Here is a 22,345-nt window from a genome sequence, read left to right as displayed (position 1 = left end):
ATACGGTGCGTGGTCGCCCCGGCGAGGACGCAGCGGCGCGGCGGCGGGCACTACCCTGCCCTGGTGACCGATGCCGACCCGTTGATCGCCAGTCTCACCGCCGCCGTCGACGCCCGTCCGGAGGACCTGCCGTTGCGCCTGCACCTGGCCGGGCTGCTGCTCGACGCCGGACGCAACGGGGAGGCGATCGCGCACCTCGGGCAGGCGCTGACCCGCGACCCGGGCAGCACCGTGGCGCAGGCCCTGATGCAGCGCGCGCTGGGCGTATCCCCCGCCCCGGCCGGAGGCGGCACCCCGGCACCGACCGGGTCCGCGGATTCCCCGGACTTCCCGGGCGATCCGCTCGCCGCGTACGAGCGGGAGCTGGCGGACGTCGTGCCGCCCCGTTTCGTCCGGTCCGGGGACGAACCGGAGCCGGTGACCGGCGACGCGGACCGGGCGTACGACGTGGAGACCTCGACGGTGCGGCTGGCCGACGTCGGTGGCATGGAGGCGGTGAAGGAGCGGCTGGAGCTGGCCTTCCTCGGCCCGCTGCGCAACCCGGAGCTGCGCCGGATGTACGGCAAGAGCCTGCGCGGTGGCCTCATGCTCTACGGCCCGCCCGGCTGCGGCAAGACGTTCCTGGCCCGCGCGGTCGCCGGGGAGATGGGGGCGAGGTTCCTCTCGCTGTCGATCGTGGACGTGCTGGACATGTGGATGGGCAACTCGGAGCGGAACCTGCACGAGCTGTTCCAGGCGGCCCGACGCAACGCGCCCTGTGTGCTCTTCCTCGACGAGGTGGACGCGCTGGGGCACAAACGGTCCAAGGTCACCTCCAGCTCCATGCGGACGGTCGGCAACCAGCTGCTGGCCGAGCTGGACGGCATGGAGGGCAACAACGAGGGCGTCTTCGTGCTGGCCGCCACCAACACTCCGTGGGACGTGGACGCGGCGCTGCGCCGGCCGGGGCGGCTGGACCGGATGGTGCTGGTGCTGCCGCCGGACGCGGAGGCCCGCCGGGCCATCCTGGAATACCACCTGCGGGACCGGCCGATCGCCGGAATCGACCTGCGGAAGGTGGTGGCCGCGACCGAGGACTTCTCCGGCGCGGACCTGGCGCACCTCTGCGAGACCGCCGCCGAGTTCGCGATGGCCGACTCGGTACGCCGGGGCGAGGTGCGGATGATCGGTCAGGGCGACCTCGACCGGGCGCTGAAGGAGGTCCGGCCCTCGACGCGTCCGTGGCTCGCCACCGCCCGCAACGTCGCCATGTTCGCCAACGAGGGCGGCGTCTACGACGACCTGGTCGCCTACCTCAAGCGGCGCCGGCTGCTCTGAGTCGGGTGCTCCGACGGCCGGGGCACGCCGTGGGCGGATCAGCAGCCACCGTAGCGACGTCCGACGGCGATCACCTTGACCCGCTGCCGGCCGGCGCGGACCATGCCGAGCGCCATGAAGGCGCCCGCGATCCGGTCGGCGGCAGCCCGGCTGCTCGCGCTGACCACCTGTCGTCGCCGCTCCGGCATGGTCCGCTCGTTACGGACCGTGCCGTCGAGCGGGCGGACGTCGGTGAGCACGACCAGGAACCGGGTCACCGGGGATCACCGCCGCTATACCCGGGGCCCCGTGCGTCCCGGGCCGGACCCGGCGACCCGCCGGGTGCCGCCGGCCCACCCGCGTCGTACGGCGCGTGCCGCGCCACGCCACCCCTCGCGTGGCGCGGCACGCCGTACCGGACGGCCGCTCCCGTCGTCCGGTCGTTTCCCGCGCGTCGCGCGCTCCCCTGCCCGGGCCGGCAGGGACGTCGCGGACGCCCGGGGTCAGGACGCACGGCGCACCTCCTCGGGCTCCGCCGTGGTGGCGGCGAGGCCACCGGAGGAGTCCCGGCAGACGTACGCAAGGTTGGCGTGGATCCACGTGCCCTCGTTGTCCCGTAGCACCGGGCACGCGCACCAGCGGCAACGCGACACCCGAGGCCAGCAACCGGTGGTCATCTGATCCCCTTCCGGTGCGCCGTGGTGGGAGACACGTGGTGGTCGGGTGGGGGAGTAGGAACCCGACCACCACGCGTCTCATTTCCCCTCCGTCACTCACCACCACCGTCGCCACGACCACCGGCGGTGAGGACTCCGCTACAGCCTGACACCTCGAACAGCGTGAATGCAACTCTCATGCATCCCTCTCTCATGCACGCATTCCCATAGATCTGTGCGACGATCGAGGCATGGCACCGAAGACCGCCCGGGCCCGTCGGCTCGGCATCGCGCTGCGCAGTCACCGGGAGGCGGCCGGCCTGACCCTCGAGGCCGCCGCAGACGAGATCAACAGCACCCGCAGCACCCTGTCCCGCTACGAGAACGCCCAGACGCTGATCAGTCCGGCCACCGTCCGGGCGCTGCTCACGCTCTACGGCGTCGGCGCCGAGGACATCGACGCCGCCGTCGCGCTGGCCAAGGACGCCCGCAAACCCGGCTGGTGGGTTTCCTACTCGTACGTCCTCGACAAACGGACCATCGACTTCATCGCCCTGGAGGCCGAGGCGAGCGCCATCGCCAACTTCGAGCCGTCGGTGGTGCCGGGCCTGCTCCAGACCGCCGACTACATCCGGGCGGTGATGCGGGGCGGCCCGCACACGCTCACCGACGAGGGGGTCGAGCAGCGGGTCAAGGCCCGGCTGGACCGGCAGCAACGGTTGACCGGACCGGAACCGCCCATCTTCGACGCGATCCTCGACGAGGGGGCGCTGCTCCGCCCGGTCGGTGACCAGGCGGTTATGGCCGCACAACTCGACCACCTGGTCAAGATGATCGAGCTGCCCAACATCACGGTCCAGGTCATCCCGCTGGCCGCCGGCTACCACCGGGGCACCCGGGGTTCCCTGCACATTCTGGAGTTCCCCGACCCGGAGGACCCGATCATCGCCTCGGTGGAGACGGTGGCCGGTCAGATGGTCCTCGACCGCCCCGGTGACCTGCGTACCTGCACCAAGATCATGGATCACCTGCGAAGCGTCGCGCTCAGCCCGGCGGCGAGCCGCGACCAGCTCGTCCGACTCCTGAAGGGACGGTAACGATGACACCGACGACCCACCCGGCGCTGGCCACGGCCCGGTGGCGCAAGAGCAGCCACAGTGGAGACGAGGGCGCCTGCGTGGAGATGGCGGTCGTCCCGGACACCGTCGCGGTGCGCGACTCCAGGGACACCGTCGCGGTGCGCGACTCCAAGGACCCGGCCGGGCCCGCGCTCCTCTTCCCCCCAGCCGCCTGGACCGCCTTCGCCGACGCCCCGCCCGCCCCACCGGTGGTCTGACGCCGGGTGTCTGCAGGGGCACCCTCCCGTGCCTATGCTGTAGGAAGGGGCCCCTGCGGACACCGTAGGCGCGCGGTCACCGCGGTCGCGTCGAGTTCCGCCGAACGGGTGACCGTGGGCACCAGGCCACACCGGGCCAGTTCCGCGCAGAGTGCGTCGACCTGGCTCTCACCGACCTCCACCACCAGGTGCCCGCCCGGGGCGAGCCAACGTACCGCGTCCCCGGCCAGCCGGCGCAGCACGGCGAGCCCGTCCGATCCGCCGTCCAGCGCCACGGTCGGCTCGTACAGGCGGGCCTCGGGCGGCATCAACTCCACCGCCGCCGTCGGCACGTACGGCGCATTGGCCACGATCAGGTCCAGCCGGCCCCGCCAGTGGGTCGGCAGCGGGTCGAACAGGTCGCCCTCGTACACCGGCACGCCCAGCCCGGCCAGGTTGCGCCGGGCGCATCCGACGGCGACCGGATCGACGTCGGCGGCGGCCTGCCAGCGGGGCCGCAGCCGCCGCGCCAGCAGCAGCGAGACCGCCCCGGAGCCGCAGCAGAGTTCCACCACCGCCGGTTCCGGCCCGGCCACCGCCTCGGCGGCGGTGGCCAGCAACGCGGTACGTCGCCGGGGCACGAACACCCCCGGGGCGACGGACACCCGCTGGCCACCGAACTCGGCCCAGCCGAGCAGGTGTTCCAGGGGATCGCCGGCCACCCGACGGTCGACGAGGGCCGCCAGCGCGGCGGGTGAGTCGGCGGCGGCGATGAGCAGGTCCGCCTCGTCCTCGGCGAAGACACAACCGGCGGCGCGGAGCCGACGGACGATGGCGGGACGGTCGCAGGTGGACGATGCCATGGTGGGGCGGTCACTCCGGGCGCACGGCGTCCAGGGCGGCGGTGAGGTCGGCCACCAGGTCGGCGGTGTCCTCCACCCCGCAGGAGAGCCGGACGAAGCCCGGCGCGGTGTCGTCGCCCCACTGGGCCCGGCGGTCGGCGGTGGTGTGCAGCCCGCCGAACGAGGTGGCGGCGGTGACCAGCCGGGACGCCGTCACGAACCGGGCAACCCGCTCGGCGTCGCCGAGGTCGAACGAGACGATCCCCGGCAGCCGGCGCATCTGGACCGACGCCACCGGGTGGGCCGGGTCGTCGGGCAGCCCCGGCCAGCGCACCCCGGTCACGTCGGGACGGCCGACGAGCAGCCTGGCCACCGCCTCGGCGTTCGCCGACTGTCGGGCCAGCCGCAGGTCCAGGGTGGCCAGCGAGCGGTGGGCCAGCCAGGCGTCGAACGCGCCGGGCACCGCGCCGGTGGTGGTGCGCCAGGTGGTCACCGTCTCCAGCAGGTGCGCCGACCGGCTGGCGACGTAGCCGAGGAGCAGGTCCGAGTGGCCGGTCAGGGCCTTGGTGCCGGAGGCGACCACCAGGTCCGCGCCGAGGTCCAGCGGACGCTGGCCGAGCGGGGTCGCCGTGGTGTTGTCCACCGCGAGCAGCGCCCCGGCCGCGTGCGCCCGCTCCGCCAGCGCGGCGATGTCGCAGACGTCCAGGCCGGGGTTGGCCGGGGTCTCCACCAGCACCAGGCGTACGCCGTCCAGCGCCGGGTACGGTCCGGCGGTCGGCACGAAGCGGACGTCCACCCCCGTCCCGGCCAGGGTCTGCGTGGCGAACGAGCGGACCGGGAAGTACCCGTCGGCGGGGAGCAGGACGGTGTCCCCGGAACGCAGCACGGCCAGCAGCAGCCCGGTGATCGCGGCCTGTCCGCTGGCGAAGACCCGGCAGTCGCCCCCCTCCAGCTCGCCGATCGCCGCCTCCAGCAGCCGACGGGTCGGGTTGTCGGGTCGGCCGTAGCCGTTCGGGCTGGCCGCCGGCCCCTGCCACGGGTCGAGGTGGTACGGCGCGGCGAAGACCGGGCCGGGGAGGAACGGCTGGCCGGGGGCCGGTTCGGGCAGCCCGGCGTGCACACACCGGGTGCCGTCGGCCCAGTCCGCCGGTGTCCCGCTCGTCCGCTCCCCCACGTCCGCCCCCGTCCTACTCCGGTTTCGTCGTCCGGCTCATCAGGGCCCGCACCGCCAGGCGCGGGTCGACACCCTCGTGGCAGACCCGTTCGACCTGCTCGGTGATGGGCATCTCCACCCCGTGCGCGCGGGCCAGGTCGCGGATCGCCAGGCAGCTCTTGACCCCCTCGGCGGTCTGCCGGGTGGCCACCTGCGCCTGTTCCAGGGTCTCCCCCCGGCCCAGGTGCTCACCGAAGGTGCGGTTGCGTGACAGCGGCGACGAGCAGGTGCCGACCAGGTCGCCCATGCCGGCCAGCCCGGCGAAGGTCAGCGGGTCCGCGCCGAGCGCCACGCCCAGCCGGGCGGTCTCGGCCAGCCCCCGGGTGATCAGCATGGCGCGGGTGTTGTCCCCGAAGCCCATCGCGGTGGCCATGCCGTACGACAGGGCGATCACGTTCTTGACCGCACCGCCCAGCTCGCAGCCGATCACGTCGTCGTTGGTGTACGGCCGGAAGTACGACGTGGTGACCGAACGCTGCACCAGCGTGGCCCGCCTGACGTCGGTGCAGGCGACCACGGTGGCGGCCGGCTGACCGGCGGCGATCTCGGGGGCCAGGTTCGGGCCGGAGACCACCACCACCCGGTCCGCCGCCACCTTGGCGGTCTCCACGATCACCTCGCTCATCCGCTTGGTGGTGCCCAGCTCGATCCCCTTCATCAGGGAGACCAGCGTGGCGTCCGGCTCCAGGTGGCCGGCCCACTCGGCGAGATTGCCGCGCAGCGTCTGGGACGGCACCGCCAGCACCACCACCTCGGCCCCGGAGACGGCCTCGACCGCGTCCGCGGTGGCCGTCACCCGCTCCGGCAGGTGCAGGTCGGGCAGGTACTCCGGGTTCCGCCCCCGGAGCCGGATCTCCTCGGCGACGGGTCGCCGCCGCGCCCAGATCGCCACCTCCCGGCCCGCGTCGGCGAGGATCTTGGCGAACGCCGTACCCCAGGACCCGGCCCCGAGCACCGCCACGTGCCCGCTCATCGCATCCGGATCCCGCCGCGCGCTCACGCGCCACCCCCGGGTCGCTCGACGCCGTCCCGGCTCGCCTCGAAGGCACCCGGCCGTCCCGGCCGCTCCCACAGCGGTGGGGGTGTGCCACCCCGGATCTCGGCAAGCAGATCGCGGATCCCGAGCATGATCTCGTCGGTCATCTCTTCCAGCGTCGCTTTCGTCGGTGGCGCGTCCGTCCAACGGTCCAGGTCGACCGGCGGTCCGGCGGCCACCGTGACCGGGATACGCGGGCGCAGGCTGACCCGGTTCCGCCGGGGGTCGATGATCCGCTCCGGCCCCCACATCGCCACCGGGACCACCGGCGCTCCGGTGGCCAGGGCGAGCCGGGCCGCGCCGGTCTTGCCGCGCATCGGCCACAGGTCCGGCTCCCGGGTGAGCGTGCCCTCCGGGTAGACGACCACCGCGCCGCCCTCGTCGAGCGCGGCGACCAGGGCGTCGAGGGATCGGGCCGCGTCCACGGTGCCCCGCTCGACCGGGATCTGGCGGCAGCGGCGCAGGATCGACCCCACCACCGGCACCCGGAAGACGCTGGCCTTGCCGAGAAAGCGCGGCCACCGGCCGGCGTCGTAGACGAAGTGCGCGGAGACCAGCGGGTCGGCGTACGAGAGGTGGTTGGGGACGATGATCACCCCACCGTCGCGCGGGATGTGCTCCATGCCGGTCCAGGTGCGGCGGGTCCAGACGGTCATCACGGGCTTGACGACCACCACGGCGAACCACTGCCAGAATCCCAGCCTGCGCCGTGCCACCCTGCCTCCTCGTTCCGCCCGCCCGCGACCGCGTCCACCGGTGACGCCCGCAGCGAAATCATGCCTGCTCCTCCCGGACGGGGCCAGCGAGGGTGCCGCCCCCGGCTGGGGCAGGATGAGGCCGTGAGCGAGCCGAGCTGGACCGTGGTGGTACCGGTGAAGCGCCTTGACGTGGCGAAGAGCAGACTACGCGGCGCGCTGCCGGGCGTACCGCACGAGTCCCTGGCCCTGGCCCTCGCGCTGGACACGGTCCGCGCGGTGCTCGCCTGCGACGCGGTGGCCGTCCTGCTGGTGGTGACCGACGACCCCCGGGTCGCCACGGCGGTCCGCGCGGCGGGCGCCCGGGTGCTGCCGGACGCCCCGGACGCCGGGCTCAACGCCGCGCTGCGGCACGGCGCGGAGGCCGCCGACGGTCCGGTGGCCGGGCTCACCGCCGACCTGCCCGCCCTGCTCCCGGCCGACCTGGGTGCGGCGCTGCGGTCCACCGCCGACGCTCCGGAGGTACGCCACTTCGTCGCCGACGCCCCGGGCGACGGCACCGTGCTGCTCGCCGCGCCGGCCGGCGTACCGCTGGACCCGCGTTTCGGGGCGGGCTCGGCCGCCGCGCACGCCGCCAGCGGGGCGCTCCCCCTGGCCGGCGGCTGGCCGAGCCTGCGCCGGGACGTGGACACCCCGGCCGACCTGGCGGACGCCGCCCGGCTCGGGCTGGGCCCGCACACGGCCGCACTGGCCGCCGCCCGCTGCCCGGCCGCCGCCCCAGGCTGACCCGCGCGGGTGTACGGTGCGGGGCATGCAGGGCACGGTGGCCACCTTCGACGGCACGACACGCACCGGGACGCTGCTCCTCGACGACGGCACCGAGCTGTCCTTCCCGGCCCCCGCCTTCGACGCCTCCGGGCTGCGCCTGCTCCGCCTCGGCCAACGGGTCCGCGTCGAACGGGACGCCGCCGGCGAGATCGTCAGGGTGACCTTGCCGACCATGGACTGACCTGGCCTGCGCAAGTTCATTTCGCGTTCACCCTCGTCGGGTCATGATGGCGAGGTGAGCACCCCTCCGCGCCGCCGACCGGTCCGCCCGCGCCGTACCCCCGAGCCGTCCGGCCCGACTGCCACCGGGACGGCCGACAGCACGCCGGCGGGCACCACCGACGCCGCCCCCACGCGGTCCGGCGCCACCCGGGGTGGCGGGGACGGGACGACCGCCAGCGACGTCGACGGCCGGATCAACGACGGCCAGCCGGAACAGGGTGCCGGGGGCGCCGCCTCCGCCGGGGTGGAGGAGGTCGCCGACCCGGGCCGGGTCGCGCCGGCCGACGCGGACGTCCCGACCGACGCGGGGCCGGACGCCCCCGACCCCACCGGAGGCGGGCCGGTGCGGGAGCCGCTGCCCGAGGACCGCTTCCTCAACCGGGAGCTCTCCTGGCTCGACTTCAACGCCCGGGTGCTCACCCTGGCCGAGGACCCGCGCACCCCGCTGCTGGAGCGGGCGAAGTTCCTGGCCATCTTCGCCAGTAACCTCGACGAGTTCTACATGGTCCGGGTCGCCGGGCTGAAGCGACGTCTCCAGGCCGGCCTGCCGGTCCGCGGCGGCGACCGGATGCCGCTGCGGACCCAGCTCGACCTGATCGCGGAGAAGGGCGCCGGCCTCGTCGCCCGGCACGCCACCTGCTTCGTCGACGACGTCCGGCCGAGGCTGGCCGCCGAGGACATCCACCTGCTGGACTGGTCCGACCTCGGCGACCCGGAGCGGGAACGGCTGCGTACCTACTTCCGCGAGCAGATCTTCCCGGTGCTGACCCCGCTGGCCGTGGACCCGGCGCACCCGTTCCCGTACATCTCGGGGCGGTCGCTCAACCTGGCAGTGACGGTCCGCGACCCGCACGGCGGGACAGAACTGTTCGCCCGGGTCAAGGTGCCGAACAACGTCCCCCGGTTCGTCCGGGTCTGCCGGGACCTGCCCGGGGTGCGGTTCCTGCCGGTCGAGGAGCTGATCTCGGTGCACCTGGGGCAGCTCTTCTCCGGCATGGAGGTGGTCGAGTGCCACCTCTTCCGGGTCACCCGTAACGCGGAGCTGGAGGTCGACGAGGACCGCGACGAGGACCTGCTCCAGGCCCTGGAGCGGGAGCTGGCCCGCCGGCGGTTCGGCCCGCCGGTGCGCCTTGAGGTGGCCGCCTCCATCTCCGACCACATGCTGGAGCTGCTCGTCCGGGAACTGGACATGGACGCCACCGACGTGCTGCGCGTGCGGGGCCTGCTGGATCTCTCGGCGCTCTGGCAGCTCTACGGCGAGGCGGACCGCCCCGACCTGAAGGACCCGCCGTTCGTCCCGGCCACCCACCCCCGGCTCACCGAGGGAGAGGTGCCCCGCAGCGTCTTCGCCACCCTGCGGGACGGGGACGTGTTGGTGCACCACCCGTACCACTCCTTCGCGACCAGCGTGCAGCGCTTCGTCGAGCAGGCCGCCGCCGACCCGAACGTGCTGGCCATCAAGCAGACCCTCTACCGCACCAGCGGCGACTCGCCCATCGTCGACGCGCTGGTCGACGCCGCGGAGGCCGGCAAGCAGGTGGTGGTGCTGGTCGAGCTGAAGGCCCGCTTCGACGAGGTGGCGAACATCGGCTGGGCCCGCACCCTGGAACGGGCCGGCTGCCACGTCGTCTACGGCCTGGTGGGTCTGAAGACGCACTGCAAGACCTCTCTGGTGGTCCGGCAGGAGGGCAACCAGATCCGCCGCTACTGCCACATCGGCACCGGCAACTACCACCCGAAGACCGCCCGGCTCTACGAGGACTTCGGCGTGCTCACCGCCGACCCGGAGATCGGCGCGGACCTGACCGACCTGTTCAACGTGCTCACCGGCTACAGCCGGCAGACCACCTACCGGCGGTTGCTGGTCGCCCCGCAGGGCATCCGGCGGGGCCTCATCGAGCGGATCGACCGGGAGATCGCGCACACCCGGCTCGGTGCGCCCGGACTGGTGCAGATCAAGGTGAACTCCCTGGTGGACGAGGAGGTCACCGACGCGCTCTACCGGGCGTCCCGGGCCGGGGTGCACGTGGACCTGGTCATCCGGGGCATGTGCACGCTACGTCCGGGCGTGCCGGGGCTGTCGGAGAACATCCGGGTCCGGTCGATCCTCGGCCGGTTCCTGGAGCACTCCCGGATCTTCCGGTTCGGCAACGACGGCGCGGCGGAGTTCTGGATGGGCTCGGCCGACCTGATGCACCGCAACCTGGACCGCCGGGTCGAGGCGCTGGTCCAGGTGAGCGATCCGGTCGCCCGCGCCGAGCTGGACCACGTGCTGACCGCCGCGATGAGTCCCGAGGTGGACGCGTTCGAGTTGGCCGCCGACGGCACCTGGAGCCGCCGGGAGAGCACCCCGGACGCGCCGGCGCAGCACCTTCAGGAGCTGCTGTTGCGCCGGGTCGGTGGCACCGCCGGTTGACCCGGCGGCCGACATAGTCTGGGGCGATGGTCGAACAGGAGCGCAAGTACGCGGTGCCGGCCGCCTTCCGGCTGCCGGACCTGTCCCCCGCCCTGCCCTCGGGAGGACGGGTCGACAGTCCGGCACCGGTGACCCTGGTCGCCACCTATTTCGACACCGCCGACCTGCGACTGGCCCGGGCCGGGGTCTCGTTGCGGCACCGGGAGGGCGACCAGCCGCCCTGGACGGTGAAACTGCCCACCGGCTCCCCCGGGGCCCGGCACGAGATCTCCCGTCCGGGGTCGGCCGACACCGTGCCGACGGAGCTGGCCGAGCTGGTCACCGTGCACCACCGGGGTGCGCCGCTGGCTGCGGTCGCCCTGATCAGCACGGTCCGGGACATTCGTCGACTGCGCGACGCCGACGGCGAACTGCTCGCCGAGGTGGTCGAGGACGCGGTGACCTCGCTGGCCGCCGAGGGCTCGACCGGCACCGTCGACCTGAGCTTCCGCGAGGTGGAGGTCGAACGCGGCAGCGCGGACACCGACCTGCTCGACCGGGTGGACGCGCTGCTCACCACGGCGGGCGCCCGGCTGGCCGAGTTCGTCCCCAAGCACGTGAAGGCGCTCGGCGCCGCCGCGCGGCAGGCACCGGATCTGGTGGCCCCCGGCGACCTGCCGGCGGAGCCGACCGCCGGTGACGTGGTCACCGCGGCGATCCGGCGCGGCGTGCGCCGCATCCTCCGCTACGACCCGCTGGTCCGCCTCGGCGAGGAGGCCGGCGACGTCGAGGCGGTCCGGAAGATGCGGGTCGGCACCCGACGGCTCCGCAGCGACCTGCGCACCTTCGCTCCGCTGCTCGACGCCACCTGGGCGGATCCGCTCGCCGACGAGCTGCGTTGGCTCGCCGGGGTGCTCGGCGAGGCCCGGGACGTCGAGGTGCTCCGCGACCGGCTGCGGCGTACCGCCGGAGCCGACCCGGTCAGCCCGCTCGACGCGGACGCGGTGGACCGGCTGGACGCCACGCTCGCCGCCCGGCAGCGGCAGGCCGCCACCGCCGTGGCCGATGCGCTGCGCTCGCCCCGCTACCTCGCCCTGGTGGAGTCCCTGGTGGCGGCGGACCGCGCCCCCCGCCTGACGGGCAAGGCGGACGCACCGGCGGCGAAGGCGCTGCCCCGACTGGTCCGGAAGCCGTGGCGCAGGTTGGCGCACGGCACCGACCGGCACGGCGGCGTGCCCGCGCTGGACCCGCTCGGGCCGGACGAGCAGTGGCACGACGTCCGCAAGGCGGCCAAGCGGGCCCGCTACGCGCTGGAGGCGGTCGCCCCGGTGCTGGGTGCGGGTGCGGCGAAACTCGCCCGGGCGGTCCGGGAGAGCCAGACGCTGCTCGGCGCGCACCAGGACGCCGCGGTGGCCGCCGACACCTGGACGGCGCTGGCCCTGGCGCACCCCGACGACCCGACCCTGGCGGTGACCGCCGGTCGGCTGGCCGAGCGCGAACGGGCCGACGTCCGCCGGGCCCGCGCCGACTTCCCGGACACCTGGCGTCGGGCGGTACGCCGCCGGAAGGGCTGGCTGCGGTGAGCGTGATCCGGGCGGCAGGCGGGGTGGCGTGGCGTCCCGCCACCGACGGCGGGGTGGAGGTCTGCCTGGTGCACCGGCCCCGGTACGGGGACTGGTCGCTGCCGAAGGGCAAACTGGAGCCGGGGGAACACCCGTTGCTCGCCGCACTCCGCGAGGTCGCCGAGGAGACCGACGTCCAGGGAGTGCCGCAGGTCCGCCTGCCGAGCGTCTCGTACCGCAGCGAGGGCCGCCCCAAGGTGGTCGACTACTGGTCGCTGCGGGCGGGGGCGGACGGGGGTTTCCAGGCGGGCACCGAGGTCGACGAGGTGCGTTGGCTGCCGCTGGCGGCGGCGCTGGAACTGGTGAGCTACCCGCACGACGCCGAGGTCCTGCGCGCGTTCGCGACCCTGCCACCGGTGACCGGGACGGTGGCGCTGGTCCGGCACGCGCAGGCCGGTACCCGGGGCACCTGGTCCGGACCGGACACCGCCCGGCCGCTGGACGCCACCGGTTGGACGCAGGCGCGGACGCTCGCCCGGCTGGTGGCCGCGATCCGCCCGGCACGCCTCGTCTCCGCCTCGCCCCGGCGCTGCGTGCAGACCCTCGGCCCGCTGGCCGAGTTGCTGGACCTGCCGATCGAGGTGAACCGCGACCTGGACGAGCCGGAGCCGGGGCAGCAGCCGGTGGAGCGCGCCCTGGCCGCCGCGGCCCGGCTGACCGCGCTGGCCACCGAAGGCGGGCCGGTCGTGGTGTGCAGCCAGGGCAAGGTGATCCCGCCGGCCCTGGAGCGGCTGACCGGCCGGTCGGACGACTTCGCCACCGCCAAGGGTGCCGGCTGGCTGCTGGCGTTCACCGCCGACGGACTGCTCCCGCCCGACCGTCTCTGAGCCCCGACCCGGCCCCGAGCATTCGTTGGCCGAACCGGCCCCGAGCGGTCGCCGGCCGACCGGCCCCGGTTGTTCGTCGGTCGACCCGACCCGGTTGTTCGCCGGTCGACCCGACCCGGGCGGTCGCCGGCCGGGGCCGGTCTCCCGGGCAGGGAACGACGAAGGGCGCCCACCTCGACGGTGGACGCCCTCGGCCGGTGCGGGATCAGCGGGTGGCGGTCTTCTTCGCCGGGGCCTTACGGGCCGGCGCCTTCTTCGCCGCCGTGCTCTTCGCCGCCGTGCTCTTGGCCGTCGTGGTGCCGGCCTTCTTCGCGGCGGCCGTCTTCGTGGCCGTGGTCGTCTTCTTCGCCGCCGTGGCCTTGGTGGTGGCGCTCTTCTTCGCCGGCGCGGCCTTCGCGCCGGCCGCCTTGGTGGCGGTGGCCTTGGTGCCGGCGGCCTTGGTGGTCGCCTTCGTCGCGGCCTTGGTGGCCGTCGCCGGGGCAGCCTTGGCCCCGGCGGTGGCCTTCTTCGTGCCGGTCGCCTTCGCCCCGGTGGCCTTCGTTCCGGCCGCCTTGGCCGTGGTCGCCTTGGCGCCGGTCGCCTTGGCCGTGGTCGCCTTGGCCCCGGTGGCCTTGGCGCCGGTCGCCTTCGCCGCCCCGGTCGCCTTGGTCCCGGTCGCCTTCGCCGCCGCCGTCGTCTTCGCAGCGGTCGTGGTCTTCTTCGCGGCGGTGGTGGCCTTCGGCGCCTTGCCGCTGGCCACCATCTCCTTGAACCCGGCGCCCGGACGGAAGGTCGGCACGGATGTCTTCTTGACCTTCACCGCCTCTCCGGTGCGAGGGTTACGGGCTGTTCGGGCGGCGCGTACGCGCTTCTCGAACGCTCCGAAACCGGTGATGGACACCTTCTCGCCCTTCGCCACCGCCGCCTGGACCTCAGCGAGGACCGCGTCGAGCGCCGCAGTCGCCGACTTCCTGTCCCCCAGGCGAGCGGCGAGCGCCTCGATGAGCTCGGCCTTGTTCACGACTTCCTCCCGATTGTGCAACTGACTCGACGCGAGCCATTCTGCGCGCACGGTATGCCCTCTGCTGCCTGGACACAAACATTCGGTGGAAAAAAGCCCTTGTGTCGTAACGGATTCGCCCCCGCCGGTGGACCGACGGGGGCGAAAACCCAAGGCGCGGGTGGACCTTCCGGCTAGCTCAGGACAGGCAGGAACGGCAACCGACGGGCCTCGTAGGCACTGATCTCCGACTCGTGGCGGAGGGTCAGTCCAATGTCGTCCAAGCCTTCCATGAGCCGCCAACGGCTGAAGTCGTCCATGGGGAAGGACCAGGTGTCCGCCCCGACCCGGACCTCACGCGCCGCCAGGTCGACGGTGACCCGGGTGGTCGGGTCGGCGTCGAGCCGATCCCACAACTCTTCGACCGTCTTCAATTCCAGCTCGACCGGGAGGAGTCCCTCCTTCAACACGTTGCCACGGAAGATGTCACCGAAGCGGGGCGAGATCACCGCCCGGAAGCCCCAGTCCCGGAGCGCCCACACCGCGTGCTCGCGGGATGACCCGGTGCCGAACTCGGGACCAGCGACGAGAATCGATGCCCCGGAATACGAGGAATCGTTCAGCACGAATCCCGGGTCCTCCCGCCACGCACTGAAGAGGCCGTCGGCGAAACCGGTCCGGGTCACCCGCTTGAGGTACACCGCGGGAATGATCTGATCCGTGTCCACATTGGAGCGCCGCAATGGCACGGCGGTGCCGGTGTGCGTGGTGAACCTGTCCATCGTCCCAGTCATCCCTTCACAGATCGGCCGGCGCGGCCAGCCGGCCGACCACGGCGGTGGCGGCGGCGACCGGGGGCGACACCAGATGCGTACGCCCACCCCGGCCCTGCCGGCCCTCGAAGTTGCGGTTGGAGGTGGAGGCGGACCGCTGCCCCGGCGAGAGGGTGTCCGGGTTCATGCCCAGACACATGGAACAGCCGGCGAAGCGCCACTCCGCCCCGGCGTCGGTGAAGACCTTGTGCAGTCCCTCCGCCTCGGCGGCCTGGCGGACCGCGGCGGAGCCGGGCACCACCAGCATCCGTACCCCGTCGGCGACCCGCCGGTCACGCAGCACGTCGGCCGCCGCGCGGAGGTCCTCCAGCCGGCCGTTGGTGCAGGAGCCGACGAAGACCACGTCCACGGCGAGGTCGCGCAGCGGCGTACCGGGACGCAGGTCCATGTACTCCAGCGCGCGGCGGGCGGCGGTCCGCTCGGCCTCGTGGTCGAACTCGTCCGGGTCGGGCACCCGCTCGGCCAGAGGCGCACCCTGGCCCGGGTTGGTACCCCAGGTGACGAACGGCGTCACCCGGGAGGCGTCCAGGGTGACCTCGGCGTCGAAGACGGCCCCCTCGTCGGTGGGGAGCGTCCGCCAGTACGCCACCGCGGCGTCCCAGTCGGCTCCCTGCGGCGCGTTCGGCCGCCCCTCGAGGTACGCGAAGGTCGTCTCGTCGGGGGCGATCATGCCGGCCTTCGCGCCCCACTCGATGGACATGTTGGCGATGGTCATCCGTCCCTCCATGGACAGCGACCGGATCGCCTCCCCCCGGTACTCCACGATGTGGCCGCGACCACCGCCGGTGCCGACCTGCGTGATCAGCGCGAGCACCAGGTCCTTGGCGGTCACCCCGGGGCCGAGCTGGCCGGTGACGTTCACCGCCATGGTCTTCGGGCGGGCCTGCGGCAGCGTCTGGGTGGCCAGGACGTGTTCGACCTCACTGGTGCCGATGCCGAAGGCCAGCGCCCCGAACGCACCGTGGGTGGCGGTGTGCGAGTCGCCGCAGACGATCGTCATGCCGGGCTGGGTCAGGCCGAGCTGGGGACCGATGACGTGGACGATGCCCTGGTTCTCGTCACCCAGCGGGTGCAGCCGGACGCCGAACTCGGCGCAGTTGCGGCGCAACGTCTCGATCTGGGTGCGGGAGGTCGGGTCGGCGATCGTGAGCAGGTCACCCCGGCGCTGGCGGAACGCCGGATCGGCGTACCCGGTCGGGGTGTTGTGGTCCTCGGTCGCGATGGTCAGATCGGTCCGCCGCACCGGGCGTCCGGCCAGACGGAGGCCGTCGAACGCCTGCGGGCTGGTGACCTCGTGCAGCAGATGCAGGTCGATGTAGAGCAGGTCGGGCTCGCCCTCGGCGGATCGCACGACGTGCGCGTCCCAGACCTTCTCGGCCAAGGTCTTTGGCTTCGGAGTGACTCCCACCATCTGGACATCCTAAATTCTGGGAGGTAAATTTCGGCTTGTGGGACACAGTATGAGCGGTGTCGGCGTTCTCGACAAGGCGGTGGTCATCCTGGCCGCCTGTGTCGACGGCGCCAGCCTGGCCGAACTCGTTGATCGCACCAAGCTGCCGAGGGCCACGGCCCATCGGCTCGCGCAGGCGCTGGAGATCCACCGGATGCTCGTCCGGGACACACAGGGGCGGTGGCGGCCCGGTCCACGCCTCGGTGAGCTGGCCAACGCCGCGCCGGACGTGCTGCTGACCGCGGCGGAGCCGCTGCTGGCCGCCCTGCGCGACGCCACCGGGGAGAGCGCCCAGCTCTACCTCAGGCGGGCCGACGAGCGGGTCTGCGTGGCCGCTGCCGAGCGGGCCAGCGGCCTGCGGGACACCGTGCCGGTCGGCTCGGTCCTGCCGATGACCGCCGGCTCGGCGGCCCAGATCCTGCTCGCCTGGGAGCCACCGGAGGCGGTGATGCCACTCCTGCCCCGGTCGAAGTTCACCGGCCGCACCCTCGCCGAGGTACGCCGACGCGGCTGGGCGCAGAGTGTCGCGGAACGGGAGGCGGGTGTGGCGAGCGTCTCGGCTCCGATCCGCGACCGCACCGGGCGGGTGATCGCCGCAATCAGCATCTCCGGACCGATCGAACGCCTCGGCCGCCGCCCCGGCGAACGCCACGCCATGGCCGTGGTGAGAGCCGGCCAACGCCTCTCCGGCCTCTGACCCCCACCCCATCCCGCCCACCCCGAGGCGTTGATCAAGAGGTTTGCGTCACCGGATCACCCGCTCCGTGACGCAAACCTCTTGATCAACGCGGACAAGGCGCGGACAAGGCGTGGAGGGGGAGATACGGGCGCGGCCCGGGCCACCTGTGATGGTGGACCGGGCCGCGTTGGTTGGTAGCCCCGACCGGATTCGAACCGGCGCTACCGCCTTGAGAGGGCGGCGTCCTGGGCCGCTAGACGACGGGGCCAAGACTTTTCCTGCTTCACCACCCTGCCGGGCGGTGCCGCCGTAGTCTAACCATGTCCCCCGGGCCGGGTGTCGACCGGGTGGGACCGGGTAGACCCGGCAGAAGCGAAACAGCCCGCCCCGTTGACTGACACGGGACGGACCGGTGACGCTGTAGCCCCGACCGGATTCGAACCGGCGCTACCGCCTTGAGAGGGCGGCGTCCTGGGCCGCTAGACGACGGGGCCAGAACTTCTCGTGCACCACCACCCTCGCGGGCGGCGATGCTGCACTCTAACAGAGATCGAATTCCCGTCTCCGTGTGGAGGCGGGAGGCGAACTCCGCAAGAATCCAGCGTCCGAGGCTCTCTCGAACCTCGGTTGCGCTGGGGTACCAGGACTCGAACCTAGACTAACTGAACCAGAATCAGTCGGGCTGCCAATTACCCCATACCCCATTGGTGCCTTGCGGCACCGGATCGGCACCTTCCGGCACCGGGGAGAAACTTTACTCCACCGGTGCCGACAGGCCAAATCGGGTTACCGAAACCGCGACTGAGCTGCGGCTTCACCCTCCACACCGGTCATCAGAGCGAGACCACCGGGTTCGAGAGTTCCCCGATCCCGTCGATACGTACCGTGACGGTATCCCCGTCCAGGAGCGGACTAACCCCGGCCGGAGTGCCGGTCAGCACGACGTCCCCGGGCAGCAGCGTCATCACGTGCGAGACGTACGACACCAGGGACGGCACGTCGAAGACCATGTCCTTGGTCCGGCCCAGCTGACGGACCTCCATCTCCTCCGGGTCGCGACCGACCTCACAGCGGACCTCCAGGTCACCGACGTCCAGCCCGGTGGTGATCCAGGGCCCGAGCGGACAGAACGAGTCGAAGCCCTTGGCCCTGGTCCACTGCCCGTCGTTGCGTTGCAGGTCACGGGCGGTCACGTCGTTGGCGCAGGTGTAGCCGAAGATGGCCCGCTCGGCGGCGGCCCGGTCGGCACGCCGGGCACCGGGCGGCCCGATCACCACGGCCAACTCCGCCTCGTGCTCGACCTGCCGGGAGAAGATCGGCAGCCGGATCGCGTCACGCGGACCGATGACGCTGGTGGAGGGTTTGAGGAAGAGCAGCGGCTCCTTCGGCACCTCGCTGCCGTGCTCGGCGGCGTGGTCGGCGTAGTTGCGACCGACGCAGACCACCTTGCTGGGCAGGATCGGCGAGAGCAGGCGGACGTCCGACAGAGCCCACCGGGCACCGCTGAACTGGATCTGCCCGAACGGGTGCCCCTCGATCTCGGCGATGGTGAGACCCTGCGGTCCCGCCCCCGGCTCCCCCTCGACGGCACCGAACGACATTCCCTTGGCATGAGCGAAACGAGCGATACGCACACCGCCAATCTAGCCCTGCCGCCCAGGCCACGGGCACCTCGCCACGGGCGGCGCAGCGTACCGGCGCCGCTGGTCGGACGGGCCGGCTTCGGCACTTTCCATCCGGGCGGGACGGCCATCCCCCTAGCGTCGGCCCGGGAGGTGGTTCGTATGCCTGCATCGACACGGCCCCACCGGACCCTCGCGGTGGTCGTCCACTGCCTCGGTGTCCTCACCGCGCTGCCGGCGCTGCCGACACCCGACCCGCCGCGTGCGGCGGTGACACCCGTGGTCACACCTACGTCACCACCGGCCCGTACGGCGCTCGCGGAGCTGGCTCCCCCGTCCACGGCCGGTCCGCCGGCCCCGGCGGCGGGGCCGGTGGCCGGGGCACAGGCCCGGCAGCCGGGCGCGCCGTCGGCCATCCCTGCCCCGGCGGCGGCGCGGCCGACGGGCCCGGCCACCGGACCCGGCACCCGGGCCACCCCCGGCACCGGGTCCACCGCCGGCGAGCGGAGCACGCGCCACGGAGCGGACCGGGGGGCACCGCCGGTGGTCCGGGTCCGCGTCGCCCCCGCCGGTACGCCGGCCCCGGCCTACCGGATCGAGGTACGCAACGACGGCAACGCCCCGGTCGACACCACGGTCCGCCAGGAACTGCCGCCCGGCGCGTCGGCGGCCACGGTCACCGCCGGGGGGCGGACGACCCGGGCCGCCGGCCGGGCCGGCTCGGCCGAGGTCACCTGGCGGCTCACCCTGCCGGCCCGCAGCACCACGACCCTGAACACCGCGCTGACCGCCGCCGCAGACCGGCCGCTGACCGCCCCGGCCTGCGCCTTCGACGGGGCCGGCAACCGGCCGTACGACTGCGCGACGGCGACCTGGCAGCAGGCCGCTGATCCGGGGTCCGGGGCCGAGTCGACGCCGCTCTGGCAGCGCCCCACCACCGCGCTGGCGGCGGGAGCGGCCCTGCTGCCGGTGCTGGCCGGTACCGGCTGGTGGCTGCTGCGCCGACGCCGCCGGTCGACCGACGCGACGACCGGACGCTCCGGTGCCATCCCTGACGGCGCCGGCCGCCCCGACGGCCGGGGCACGGTGTACCCGCGCGCGGCGGTGCCGTCGCCCGCGTACCGCCGCCGCCGGCCGCCGGTCTGGCTGGTGGTCGGGGTGGCCCTGGCGGTCCTGGTGGGGGTGGTCGGCGCGGCGGCCTGGACCGCCACCACGCGGGTCGCCGCGATCGACACCGGTGCGGCGCCCACCAGCGGCGCGTGGACCGGGCAGGGACGTGCCGGCGCGCTCGGGGTGCCCCTGCGGGAGGCGGCGTTCGAGTTCACCGTCTACCGGATGGCCTGCGACCCGGCGTCGGACCGCCGACGCTGCCAGGCGACGGTCGGGGTGCGCAACCTCACCCCGCAGCAGCAGGTCTGGCACGGGGAACTCCAGCGGGCGTACCTGCCGGACGGCCGGTGGGTCAACGCCGACGAGCCGGCAACCCGGGCCGCCAACCAGGGACGGGACGTCTTCGCCGAACCCGTGGCGGCCGACCAGCGGATGGTGGTGCCGCTGGTCTTCACGGTCGGCGGACCGGAGCCGCCGAGACAGGTGGAACTGCGCAGCGGGGTGTTCTCCGCCGGGGTGCGGGTGGACGTGCCCTGACGGCGACGCGGGGCGGCGGTCGTACCCTGGGGTCCGTGACCGCTGCCCTCGCCACCGTGCTCGACGCGCCGACCTGGCGGGCCCGTCGCCGGGCACACGAGGAGCGGGTCGACGCCTGGCTGGCCCCGCACCTGGCCCGGCGGCGCGACGGCGTGCGGCACCCGGTGGAGGACTTCCTCTTCACCTACTACTCGTACCGCCCGGCCCAGCTGCGCCGCTGGCATCCCGGGGCCGGGGTGGAACTGCGGGACGCCGACCCGGCGGAGTTCGGCCCGGACTACCGCGCCACCGCCGGCGGGATCACCCTCGACAATGACGCGGTACGCGCCCGCCGCGCCGGTTCCCTCGACTGGATCCGGGACCTGCTGGTCGCGACGGCCGGGCGACCGGCGCACCTCGGCTGCTTCGGGATGCACGAGTGGGCGATGGTCTACCGGCAGCCCCAGAACGAGGTACGCCACGATCTCTGGCCCCTGCGGCTCGGTCCGGAGCACACCGCCGCGGTCGTCGACGAGCGGGGCGTACGGTGCAGCCACTTCGACGCGTACCGGTTCTTCACCGCGCCGGCCCGGCCGCTGAACGTGCTCACCCCGACCCGGGAGAGCCAGCACGACCTGGAACAGCCGGGCTGCCTGCACGCCAACATGGACCTCTACAAGTGGGCGTACAAACTCTCCCCGCTGGTGCCCGCCGAACTCGTCGCGGACTGTTTCGCGCTGGCCCGTGAGATCCGGACCCTGGACATGCGGGCCAGCCCGTACGATCTGGCCGCCCTCGGATACCCGCCGGTGCGGGTCGAGACGGCGGAGGGCCGGGCCGAGTACGTCGCCGCCCAGCGTGGCTTCGCCGAACGTGCCACCGTGCTCCGCGCCCGCCTGCTCGCCGCCCTGAGCTGAGCGGGCAGCCCGCCGCGTGCCCGGAGGACGCGCCAGCCGGGCACGGGAGCCGGACCGGGCACGGGAGGGCCCCGCCGGGTGGCGGGGCCCGGTGCGCTCAGGACGCCGTGCAGGTAACCGCAGGTGCGGCCGGAGTGCCGGTGGCACCGCCCAGGAAGCCGAAGGTCGCCTCGGCGCCGGGAGCGAGAGCGCCGTTCCAGCCCACGTTCCGGGCGGTCACCGTCGCGCCGGTCTGGGTCAGCTCGGCGTTCCACACCTGGTTGATCCGCTGGCCGTCGGGAAGGGTGAAGGTCACCGTCCAGCCCCTGGTGGCGGCGGAACCGGTGTTGCGGACCGTCACCTCGCCCTGGAAACCGCCCTGCCACTGCCCGACGATCCGGTAGCCCGCGGTGCACCCGGTGCCCGAGGTCGGGGTAACGGTCGGGGTCGGAGGCGGCGTGCCGGTCGGGGTGCCCGTCGGCGTCGCGGTCGGGGTAGCGGACGGGCCGGGGGTGACGTCGGAGAGGGCAGCGGCCAGCGCCGGGTACCAGCGGTCGGACATCTTCTGATCGCCGGCCGCGTTGGGATGCACCCCGTCGTAGGTGTCGGTGACGGTGCTGAAGCCCGTCCACTGGTCGACCACCACAATCGGAGACCGCGCCGTGGTCTTCCCCGCCGCCCAGCCGTCGATCGCGGCGTTGAGGGCCACCGCCCGCTGCCCGCACTCGGCGCAGGTGGACGGAGCCATCGGGATGATTTTCGCGACCAGCACCCGCATCCCCGGGTTGCTCTCCCGCATCTGGTCCACCAACGTGGAGTACGCGGCCAGGATGGTCGCCGGCGGGATGTTACTCCACACGTCGTTGGTGCCGAAGTGCATCAGCACGATGTCGGGGCGGGTGGCGGCGAGCCAGCCGGGCAGCAGGTTCTGGTTGGCGACGTTGGTCACCAGATAGCCGCCGTGACCCTCGTTGTCGCCGTCGTGCGGCTGGCCGCAGCCCTGCGGGCCGAGGGTGCCGACGAAGTCCACGTCGGTGTGGCCGGTGGACTGGAGGCGGTTCCAGAGGATGGCCCGCCAACAGCCGGGCGAGCCGGTGATCGAGTCGCCGAGCGGCATGACGCGCACCGGTGACGCGGCGACGGCCGGACGGGCGGGCGACCCGGCGACCAGGCCGAGCAGCAGGATGAGCGGGACGGCTACGAGAGCCGCGAGCAGAGCAGGAAGGAATGGCCTTCGGGGCATGGTGGAGGGACTCCTGTCACGTGACGTGAACGTACGGTGACGGCCCTGGTGCTCCCGGAAGGATTCCACC

At 73.6% G+C, this 22,345-nt stretch carries 21 protein-coding genes and 3 tRNA genes; 11 read left to right on the top strand and 13 right to left on the bottom strand.

Translation table 11 applies throughout. The annotated features are described in order from the left end of the window. Positions 1 to 63 precede the first annotated feature (63 nt). Positions 64 to 1,317, top strand: a complete 1,254-nt coding sequence (locus ACIBJE_RS00210; RefSeq protein WP_396741150.1) for an ATP-binding protein — start codon at positions 64 to 66, stop codon at positions 1,315 to 1,317. Between the two features lie 38 nt (positions 1,318 to 1,355). Here the strand turns inward: ACIBJE_RS00210 and ACIBJE_RS00205 are convergent, their stop codons facing one another. Then, positions 1,356 to 1,574, bottom strand: coding sequence for a hypothetical protein (locus ACIBJE_RS00205; RefSeq protein ID WP_396741148.1), 219 nt, complete (start codon positions 1,572 to 1,574; stop codon positions 1,356 to 1,358). 629 nt (positions 1,575 to 2,203) lie between these two features. Between ACIBJE_RS00205 and ACIBJE_RS00200 the strand changes: the two genes are divergently transcribed. Continuing rightward, positions 2,204 to 3,049 (top strand): helix-turn-helix domain-containing protein, encoded by an 846-nt coding sequence (locus ACIBJE_RS00200; RefSeq protein ID WP_396741146.1) that lies wholly within the window; start codon positions 2,204 to 2,206, stop codon positions 3,047 to 3,049. A 2-nt stretch (positions 3,050 to 3,051) separates the two neighbouring features. After that, the gene (locus tag ACIBJE_RS00195; RefSeq protein ID WP_396741144.1) at positions 3,052 to 3,288 is read left to right on the top strand and encodes a DUF397 domain-containing protein; all 237 of its coding nucleotides are present in this window, start codon (positions 3,052 to 3,054) and stop codon (positions 3,286 to 3,288) included. A 32-nt stretch (positions 3,289 to 3,320) separates the two neighbouring features. On the opposite strand, the gene ACIBJE_RS00190 is transcribed toward ACIBJE_RS00195, so the two are convergent. From ACIBJE_RS00190 to ACIBJE_RS00175, 4 genes are read right to left on the bottom strand one after another with little or no spacing between them, the layout of a single operon-like run. Then, positions 3,321 to 4,130, bottom strand: coding sequence for a putative protein N(5)-glutamine methyltransferase (locus ACIBJE_RS00190; RefSeq protein WP_396741142.1), 810 nt, complete (start codon positions 4,128 to 4,130; stop codon positions 3,321 to 3,323). 10 nt (positions 4,131 to 4,140) lie between these two features. Continuing rightward, on the bottom strand, positions 4,141 to 5,283 hold the full coding sequence (locus ACIBJE_RS00185) for a cystathionine gamma-lyase (protein ID WP_396741140.1): 1,143 nt from the start codon (positions 5,281 to 5,283) through the stop codon (positions 4,141 to 4,143). Positions 5,284 to 5,296: 13 nt separating this feature from the next. Next, on the bottom strand, positions 5,297 to 6,295 hold the full coding sequence (locus ACIBJE_RS00180; protein WP_396741138.1) for an NAD(P)H-dependent glycerol-3-phosphate dehydrogenase: 999 nt from the start codon (positions 6,293 to 6,295) through the stop codon (positions 5,297 to 5,299). A 23-nt stretch (positions 6,296 to 6,318) separates the two neighbouring features. Next, positions 6,319 to 7,074 carry a lysophospholipid acyltransferase family protein gene (locus tag ACIBJE_RS00175; protein ID WP_396741136.1) on the bottom strand — a complete coding sequence of 252 codons (756 nt, stop codon included), beginning with the start codon at positions 7,072 to 7,074 and terminating at the stop codon, positions 6,319 to 6,321. 123 nt (positions 7,075 to 7,197) lie between these two features. Between ACIBJE_RS00175 and cofC the strand changes: the two genes are divergently transcribed. From cofC to ACIBJE_RS00150, 5 genes are all read left to right on the top strand, one after another. Then, positions 7,198 to 7,839, top strand: coding sequence for a 2-phospho-L-lactate guanylyltransferase (cofC, locus tag ACIBJE_RS00170; RefSeq protein WP_396741134.1), 642 nt, complete (start codon positions 7,198 to 7,200; stop codon positions 7,837 to 7,839). 25 nt (positions 7,840 to 7,864) lie between these two features. Further along, positions 7,865 to 8,062, top strand: coding sequence for a cold-shock protein (locus tag ACIBJE_RS00165; protein WP_396741132.1), 198 nt, complete (start codon positions 7,865 to 7,867; stop codon positions 8,060 to 8,062). A gap of 234 nt (positions 8,063 to 8,296) precedes the next feature. Then, a complete protein-coding gene (locus tag ACIBJE_RS00160) occupies positions 8,297 to 10,519 on the top strand; it encodes an RNA degradosome polyphosphate kinase (protein ID WP_396742193.1) in 2,223 nt (740 codons plus the stop codon). 26 nt (positions 10,520 to 10,545) lie between these two features. Beyond that, complete coding sequence (locus ACIBJE_RS00155) at positions 10,546 to 12,081, top strand: CHAD domain-containing protein (protein ID WP_396741130.1); 1,536 nt, start codon at positions 10,546 to 10,548, stop codon at positions 12,079 to 12,081. After that, positions 12,069 to 12,947, top strand: coding sequence for an NUDIX domain-containing protein (locus tag ACIBJE_RS00150; RefSeq protein WP_396742191.1), 879 nt, complete (start codon positions 12,069 to 12,071; stop codon positions 12,945 to 12,947). Before ACIBJE_RS00155 ends, ACIBJE_RS00150 begins: the two co-directional genes overlap by 13 nt. A 205-nt stretch (positions 12,948 to 13,152) precedes the next feature. On the opposite strand, the gene ACIBJE_RS00145 is transcribed toward ACIBJE_RS00150, so the two are convergent. From ACIBJE_RS00145 to leuC, 3 genes are all read right to left on the bottom strand, one after another. Then, positions 13,153 to 13,947 carry an HU family DNA-binding protein gene (locus ACIBJE_RS00145; RefSeq protein ID WP_396741128.1) on the bottom strand — a complete coding sequence of 265 codons (795 nt, stop codon included), beginning with the start codon at positions 13,945 to 13,947 and terminating at the stop codon, positions 13,153 to 13,155. A gap of 173 nt (positions 13,948 to 14,120) precedes the next feature. Further along, positions 14,121 to 14,708, bottom strand: coding sequence for a 3-isopropylmalate dehydratase small subunit (gene leuD / locus ACIBJE_RS00140; protein WP_396741126.1), 588 nt, complete (start codon positions 14,706 to 14,708; stop codon positions 14,121 to 14,123). A 16-nt stretch (positions 14,709 to 14,724) separates the two neighbouring features. Next, on the bottom strand, positions 14,725 to 16,170 hold the full coding sequence (leuC, locus tag ACIBJE_RS00135) for a 3-isopropylmalate dehydratase large subunit (protein ID WP_396741124.1): 1,446 nt from the start codon (positions 16,168 to 16,170) through the stop codon (positions 14,725 to 14,727). Positions 16,171 to 16,219: 49 nt separating this feature from the next. Here leuC and ACIBJE_RS00130 point away from each other — a divergent pair, with 49 nt between their 5' ends. Further along, on the top strand, positions 16,220 to 16,906 hold the full coding sequence (locus tag ACIBJE_RS00130) for an IclR family transcriptional regulator (RefSeq protein ID WP_091458257.1): 687 nt from the start codon (positions 16,220 to 16,222) through the stop codon (positions 16,904 to 16,906). Between the two features lie 174 nt (positions 16,907 to 17,080). On the opposite strand, the gene ACIBJE_RS00125 is transcribed toward ACIBJE_RS00130, so the two are convergent. The 4 genes from ACIBJE_RS00125 to ACIBJE_RS00110 all read right to left on the bottom strand — a co-directional run bounded on the left by ACIBJE_RS00125 (position 17,081) and on the right by ACIBJE_RS00110 (position 18,522). Beyond that, positions 17,081 to 17,156, bottom strand: a tRNA-Glu gene (locus ACIBJE_RS00125). A gap of 153 nt (positions 17,157 to 17,309) precedes the next feature. After that, a tRNA-Glu gene (locus ACIBJE_RS00120) sits at positions 17,310 to 17,382 on the bottom strand. A 138-nt stretch (positions 17,383 to 17,520) separates the two neighbouring features. Beyond that, positions 17,521 to 17,592, bottom strand: a tRNA-Gln gene (locus ACIBJE_RS00115). 129 nt (positions 17,593 to 17,721) lie between these two features. Continuing rightward, positions 17,722 to 18,522 carry a fumarylacetoacetate hydrolase family protein gene (locus ACIBJE_RS00110; protein ID WP_396741122.1) on the bottom strand — a complete coding sequence of 267 codons (801 nt, stop codon included), beginning with the start codon at positions 18,520 to 18,522 and terminating at the stop codon, positions 17,722 to 17,724. 150 nt (positions 18,523 to 18,672) lie between these two features. On the opposite strand from ACIBJE_RS00110, the gene ACIBJE_RS00105 reads away from it, so the two are divergent. Together ACIBJE_RS00105 and ACIBJE_RS00100 are read left to right on the top strand one after the other, a co-directional pair. After that, positions 18,673 to 20,157: a hypothetical protein gene (locus ACIBJE_RS00105; RefSeq protein WP_396741121.1), complete on the top strand. Its 1,485-nt coding sequence runs from the start codon at positions 18,673 to 18,675 to the stop codon at positions 20,155 to 20,157. A gap of 35 nt (positions 20,158 to 20,192) precedes the next feature. Beyond that, complete coding sequence (locus tag ACIBJE_RS00100) at positions 20,193 to 21,053, top strand: 3-methyladenine DNA glycosylase (RefSeq protein WP_396741119.1); 861 nt, start codon at positions 20,193 to 20,195, stop codon at positions 21,051 to 21,053. A 97-nt stretch (positions 21,054 to 21,150) separates the two neighbouring features. On the opposite strand, the gene ACIBJE_RS00095 is transcribed toward ACIBJE_RS00100, so the two are convergent. Further along, a complete protein-coding gene (locus ACIBJE_RS00095) occupies positions 21,151 to 22,275 on the bottom strand; it encodes a cellulose binding domain-containing protein (RefSeq protein WP_396741117.1) in 1,125 nt (374 codons plus the stop codon). Between the last annotated feature and the right edge of the window lie 70 nt (positions 22,276 to 22,345).

The sequence above is a fragment of the Micromonospora sp. NPDC050187 genome (assembly GCF_044459745.1).
In the GTDB taxonomy this organism is placed as follows: domain Bacteria; phylum Actinomycetota; class Actinomycetes; order Mycobacteriales; family Micromonosporaceae; genus Micromonospora.
This window is presented reverse-complemented; position numbering and strand designations above follow the sequence as displayed.